At 48.8% G+C, this 6,058-nt stretch carries 6 protein-coding genes and 2 pseudogenes; 1 reads left to right on the top strand and 7 read right to left on the bottom strand.

Annotated elements, in window-relative coordinates:
* Window positions 1–225, bottom strand: a pseudogene (locus lacNas_RS03085) (hypothetical protein); the annotation flags it as partial.
* 481 nt (window positions 226–706) lie between these two features.
* Here lacNas_RS03085 and lacNas_RS14130 point away from each other — a divergent pair.
* Window positions 707–1,558, top strand: coding sequence for a diacylglycerol/lipid kinase family protein (locus tag lacNas_RS14130; protein ID WP_244660679.1), 852 nt, complete (start codon window positions 707–709; stop codon window positions 1,556–1,558).
* 242 nt (window positions 1,559–1,800) lie between these two features.
* On the opposite strand, the gene lacNas_RS03070 is transcribed toward lacNas_RS14130, so the two are convergent.
* The 6 genes and pseudogenes from lacNas_RS03070 to lacNas_RS14125 form a co-directional block, all read right to left on the bottom strand.
* On the bottom strand, window positions 1,801–2,358 hold the full coding sequence (locus lacNas_RS03070; RefSeq protein WP_201331001.1) for a GNAT family N-acetyltransferase: 558 nt from the start codon (window positions 2,356–2,358) through the stop codon (window positions 1,801–1,803).
* 289 nt (window positions 2,359–2,647) lie between these two features.
* Entirely contained in the window at window positions 2,648–3,196 is a 549-nt protein-coding gene (locus lacNas_RS03065) for an SLAP domain-containing protein (RefSeq protein WP_244660678.1), read from the bottom strand.
* A gap of 21 nt (window positions 3,197–3,217) precedes the next feature.
* The gene (locus lacNas_RS03060) at window positions 3,218–3,805 is read right to left on the bottom strand and encodes a peptidylprolyl isomerase (protein ID WP_201331000.1); all 588 of its coding nucleotides are present in this window, start codon (window positions 3,803–3,805) and stop codon (window positions 3,218–3,220) included.
* A gap of 97 nt (window positions 3,806–3,902) precedes the next feature.
* Window positions 3,903–5,084, bottom strand: coding sequence for an aminotransferase class I/II-fold pyridoxal phosphate-dependent enzyme (locus lacNas_RS03055; RefSeq protein WP_201330999.1), 1,182 nt, complete (start codon window positions 5,082–5,084; stop codon window positions 3,903–3,905).
* Between the two features lie 44 nt (window positions 5,085–5,128).
* Window positions 5,129–5,908, bottom strand: a complete 780-nt coding sequence (gene dapB, locus lacNas_RS03050; RefSeq protein WP_201330998.1) for a 4-hydroxy-tetrahydrodipicolinate reductase — start codon at window positions 5,906–5,908, stop codon at window positions 5,129–5,131.
* 2 nt (window positions 5,909–5,910) lie between these two features.
* Window positions 5,911–6,058: pseudogene (locus lacNas_RS14125) on the bottom strand (4-hydroxy-tetrahydrodipicolinate synthase); the annotation flags it as partial.

Below are 6,058 nucleotides of genomic sequence, written 5' to 3'. Positions count from 1 at the left end.
ACCCGACCGGGACCAGTAGATGATCAAGCTTTTGGCATTCTTAGTGTGCACTCGGACCGGCTGCGATCCCTTATTGGTATCATCGCCGTCAGACGGGGTTCCGTAGCCGCCAGCCCACTTGCTGCCGCGTCTCAAGAGCTGGTTGGCTCTGATCTCCTGATTGGCAATCTTGCCGACGACGGGACCCAAACTGCTTGCTTCTTGCTTGTTAAAATAGTTAAACATGATTCCTCCTGTAACCAGAATTAATACAAAAACTAGACCAACAATCCAGATAATTTTTCTTTTTTTCATGGTCAATCCTCTGATCAATTAATTATTAACTAGATTGTAGTCGCTTGACCGCGGTCTGAAAAATAGCAGTTAAAAATACCAGCATGCACTGTCTGCATAGATTATCTGTTTAACTATCCATATCAAAAATTATGTTAAATTGCCTTCAGTGGGAAAACTTTTTTGGCTAAAGCAAGAAATTCCTTGGCGAGCTGACTGGCTTTCGGCAGTAAAAACCGTAGTCTGTCCGGTACGGCCATGTTTACGCGGCTAAAAATTAATAATACGTAAAAGCCAAAATTCTCCCCCAGAAGACGGGGGAGGGGACAGGGGAGGCAGCGATAGCTGCCCCCTTTTTTGCTGCCTAGCTTCTGTACAAATCGGCAAGATTGTGCTTTCATTAAATTATTGTAAAAGGAAGTCGATACAACACATGAAGCACGTTTTTCTAATCAAGCCAAATCCAGATCAGTCCAAGAGCGATTCCCTCATAAAGAAGATCGAAAGGGTGATGAAGGGGAGAGACTACGAGATCTATTTCAGTGAGTATAAGGACCACGTGAAGGAAATCGTCAAAAATTACCCGGAAAAGACCCGTTTCTACTCAGTCGGCGGTGACGGCTTCTTTAATCAAGTCATCCAAAATCTGGTACATACGGATCATGAAGTCGTTTGTCTGCCATTTGGTACCGGCAACGACTTTTCCCGGGCAATTCACCGGCACATGCGGCCTGAAGCCATCCTCAAAGCTACTTTAGACCGGCCAGCCACGCCTGTAGATACAATTTTGGTCAATGATGAGCGCTACTGCATCAACGTCGGCTGCTTTGGCCTGGACGCCTTGATTGCCAACACCGTTCATGACGTTAAAACGCCCAAAAGTGCCGCATATGTTGCTTCAATACTGCGAAACATCAGCCGCTATAAGTTTGCTAAGGTAAAAGTCATGGGCAAAAATGGGCTGCTTTTTAACGACCAAGTCACGCTCTGCGCCTTTTGCAATGGCCGCTATTATGGCGGGGGCTTCCAAATTTCTCCCAAATCCAAGATCAACGACGGTTTAATCGACATGGTAATTCTGCCAAAAGTCAACCGTCTGTTTGCTCCGTACTATATCTATAAAATTTTACGAAAAGACCTGATAAGCTGCAAAGACGTGGTAGTCGGGCAGGTTAAGGACTGCGTCATTACCACGCAGGCAGCCATGAATCTGGACGGTGAGAAGAAGGAGGCTGACAAATATCATCTGGTGGTTCAGCCAAAATCTTTGAACCTCGTCATCTAAAAGGCAAACAAAAAAGCGCTTCGTCAGCCAGAAGGAAGCGCCAAGTAGAAATATTCTAGATTGACCGCGGCCAAGACGCCGTGGTTTATTTTTTATTTTATAAGCAAAAAAGCCCAAAAATCTCTAAACAATAATTTGAACATCTTCAGAGTAGTCTTTAAATGTCTGTCATTAAAATTTCAGTTTTAAACTTACAAGCACAAAAAGTTGCCGAAATGTCAGGCTTTGCCAGCAAGGGCAGCTTAGCTGTTTCCTTTTACAGCAGCCCATTCTTCAGCAAGCACTGCGTACTCGTTGCTGTCATGATAGCCGTCTTTGAGAATCAAGCGGCCTTTATGGCAGCCCTCAAAGTTCATGCCCAGCCGCTTGGCGACATTATTGCTTGGAAGATTGTCTGCCGCGCATTGCAGCGAAATCCGGTGCAAGCCGTATTCTTCAAAGGCGATGTCAATAATGGCCCGGGCAGCCATCGTCATGATCCCGCGGCCGCGGAATTCTTTGCCTAAAAAGTAGCCAATATCTGCTTCAGAATACATTGCTTCTATCGAATTCAGGCTGATTTTGCCAGCCAGACGGCCATGATACCAAATCAACAGGTCCAAGGCTTTGCCTTCAGCAAATCTAGCTAAATCATTCTTGATGGCATCAATTTCAGCCTGTGCGTCATGAACGTGGTCAACCCAGGGCAAATAATAAGACAGATTGTCACGGTTCCGGTCAATCAAGTCATACAAGGCTGCACCGTCAGTCAGTCTTGGAATGGCCAACTGCAGGTCGTCATTGATCTTGTAGCTGAACATAAGTCTCATCTCCAATCAGCAAATGTCTTTCCAAAGCAAAAAGTTTATCTGAATTATAGCAAACTTGTTTCGCGTTTAGAACGAGTCAGCCACAGATAATCATTATTTGAGCTTAAATGCCAGGAATCCAGGTCAATTACAGGACCAGCTCTTTGCTGAAGATCTGCCTCCCCCTCATGTCTTTTATATTTAACTTTACATAATATGTATTATTGGAACTAGTGTCAAAAAGCAAAAACTCTCCCCCTCAAACAAAAAAGACACTGCTGCTTGCAGTGCCTCTGTTGTTTTAAGTTGTTTGCGAATCCGCAGTCTGATTCTGCGTAGCCGGATCAGGCGTGACTTCTGTCTTGGGAATATCAAGATTGCTTGCCTTGACGTACAAACCAACGCCGATTGCCCAATATTTGCTGCCATTGATCGTTTTCTTGCCGCCGTAAATAGTAACCGAACCGTTCTTAAGCAGCGTGCCGGTGTTTGCCCGGCGGCGGCCCTTGCTGGAATAAATATAGCTGTTGTGCTTAAGCTTGCACTCCAGACCAACCACGTTCATGTATGCAACGTATTTGTTGCTGCCGACCATGATATAGACCTTGTCGTTGACATAATTGAGCATATCATAGCATGGCACGGCTTGACCGGCAATAATCTTTTTATCCTTGGTCCGTTTGCCATTTCCATTATAGACATAGGTGTTGACCATGGCATTTTTATAAAACGGCTGATCACTGGCTTCAACCGCTTTGGTGCCGGAAACTGGCGCCAGGAACGCGGCAACCGCCAGCACAAACAGCAGCTTAACCAGCCGACTGCGCTTTATCTTCACTTTCTCACTCACGCAAACCTTTCCTAGTTCTTGTTAGTCAGCGATTTCAATCGTTTCGATTACGACGTCTTCAAGCGGCTTGTCGTTGCCGTCCTTGGCAACCTTGGCAATTTCATCAACCGTGTCCATGCCGTCAACAACCTGGCCAAAGACAGTGTGCCGGTGGTCCAGCCATGGCGTGCCGCCTTGCTTGTAGGCCTTGACAACTTCTTCTGGGTATTGTGCGTCGCGCAGCTGCTGGATAAAGCGCTTTGGCATGTTCTTGTTCTGCACGATGAAGAATTGTGACCCGTTGGTGTTTGGACCGGCATTGGCCATTGACAAGGCCCCGCGCAGGTTGAAAAGCACGTTGGAGAACTCGTCTTCAAAGTTGTGGCCCCAGATGCTTTGACCGCCAGCACCTGTTCCTTCCGGGTCACCGCCCTGGATCATAAAGTCGCTGATCACGCGGTGGAAGGTCACGCCATCATAGTAGCCTTTTTGCGCCAAACGGACGAAGTTTTCAACGGTCATCGGTGCTTCTTCCGGGAAGAGCTGAATGACGATGTTGCCATGGTTGGTCTTAAGAGTAGCCTTCGGGCCCTTGGCTTGGTCAAGGTTAAGTTGTGGGTATTCAGACATTTATCTTGCTCCTTGCATTCATAATTCTTTAGATTCTTCACTCATTATAACATTCGCCATCAAAAAAGACAGCCAACTGCTGTCTCCTTTGCAATCATTAAAGTTTTGACACGTAATCCCGCAGGCGGTCGATCACCTGGCTCAGTTTGTCATCGGCAGCGGCGTATGAAAGCCGCACATACCCTGCTGAACCCTTGCCAAAAACGCTGCCCGGGATCAAGCCAACTCCCGCCTTCTTGGCCACGTCTTCGGCAAATGCGAAGTCATCGCTGCCGAACTTTTCCGGAATCTTGGCAAAAATATAGAAAGCGCCGTCCGGTACGGCCATTTCAAAGCCCAGCTTGGTCAGATTCTCAACCATAAAGTCGCGCCGGCGCCGGTAAGCTTCCTTGAAGGCCTTCGGATCATCCAAGCCGTTGGTCAATGCTTCAATAGCAGCGTCTTGGGCAATGTTGTCCACGCAGGTTACCATGAAGCTGTGAGCCTTGGCCACGTTTGGCAGCAGCTCAGCCGGAGCCGCGATGTATCCGAGCCGGTAGCCGGTCATAGCGTGTGACTTGGACAGGCCGCTGATCAAGATGACCTGTCCCGGCAAAAGGCTGGCCAAAGAGAAGTGCTCCTGGTCGTAAGTCAGCTCACTGTAAATTTCGTCACAGATGGCCAGCAGGTGGTGCTTCTTGATCACGGCAGCCAGAGCCGTCAGTTCCTCCTTGGAGTATGTTCTCCCGGTCGGGTTGCACGGGTAGTTCAGCATGACTGCCTTTGCCCTGTCGCCAGCAGCCAAAATTTCCTCTTCCAGCCGCTCAGGCGTCAGATTGAAGCCAGTAGCCGAAGTATCGATCATCACCACTTCCCCGCCAGCCATTTCAATGTTGGTGAAGTAAAGAGAGAAAACAGGCGTTGGCACCAGGACCTTGTCGCCAGGATTGAGCAGGCCCAGCAGGCTGGCGGTAACTGCTTCAGTTGCCCCGTCCGTCACGATGATTTCAGTTTCCGGATCATAGCTGACTTTCCGGGTATCCGCGAGGTAGTTGCTGATAGCCTGCCGCAAAGCCAGTTTTCCCTTTGACGGCCCATAGTGGGAATCATCGGCTTCAATTCCGCGAATCGCGGCTCTTTTAACATGTTCAGGCACTGCAAAATCCGGTTCGCCCAGGGTCAGTTTGATAATCCCTGGTACCTGTGAAATTTCATCATCAAAAGCACGGATGGCTGAGGGAGCAATCCGCGAGAGCGCTTGATTGCCCAAAGCTCGCAAGCTGGGGTCTACTTCTGGCATAGCTTTAACCTTTCTTTTTAATGTTTAGTTCTGTTTTCGCTGGACTACAAGATGTTTTCCAGTCCAACATAAAGACTGTCGAGTTCCTGCACCTTTTCCAAGGCTACTTTGACGCCGCTCATGAAGGAAGAACGGTCAAATGAATCCTGCCGGATGGTCAAGGCTTCGCCTTTGCCGCCGAACAAGACCTGCTCATGAGCCACATAGCCTGGCAAGCGGACGGCATGCAGCTTGATGCCCTGGTAATCTCCCCCGCGGGCGCCAGGCAGGCTTTCAGAGGCTTCTGGTGCGGTTTGGTGAGGCTTGCGAACCTCAGCAATCAATTTGGCAGTTGCCAAAGCCGTACCTGATGGCGCGTCTTTCTTGTCTTCGTGGTGCATTTCGATAATTTCCACATCCGGGAAGTACTTGGCTGCTTCCTGGGCAAACTTCATGAGCAAAACAGCTGACATGCCGAAGTTAGGAGCGATTAAGCCGCCCAATCCCTTTTCTTTGGCAAGTTCAGTCAGTTCACTCTCCTGCTCATCCGTTAAGCCGGTCGTTCCGACTATTGGCCGGTAGCCGTTTTCTAAAGCATAGCGGACATTCTGGTAAACAGAGGCTGGCACGGTGAAGTCGATCCAGACGTCGGCTGCATCTGCTGGAATTTCTGCCAGACTGGTGTACAGCTTGGCTTCTGCCGGCAAGCCGTATTCAGCTGGATCATTGCTTTTTAAATGGTGGGCCAGACCTGCAGTAATCTCAAAACTTGGCATCTCCTTTACCAGCTTAACGACCTGCTGGCCCATTGAACCGGCAAAGCCGGCAAGTAAAACTCTGGTCATTTTTATGCTCCTTCCAAATCACGCGTCAACTGGCCAAGCAAGGCGTCCTTAGGCAACTTCAAGGCCGTGGCAAGCTCTTCTTTTTCTTCATCGTTCAAAGGCACCAGCGGCAAGCGGCAGCCGCCTACTTGGTAGCCTTGTGCTGCCAGC

The sequence above is a fragment of the Lactobacillus nasalidis genome, assembly GCF_016587775.1.
GTDB lineage: Bacteria > Bacillota > Bacilli > Lactobacillales > Lactobacillaceae > Lactobacillus > Lactobacillus nasalidis.
Note: the sequence above shows the minus strand (reverse complement) of the source record. Positions and strands in the feature narration are given on the sequence as shown.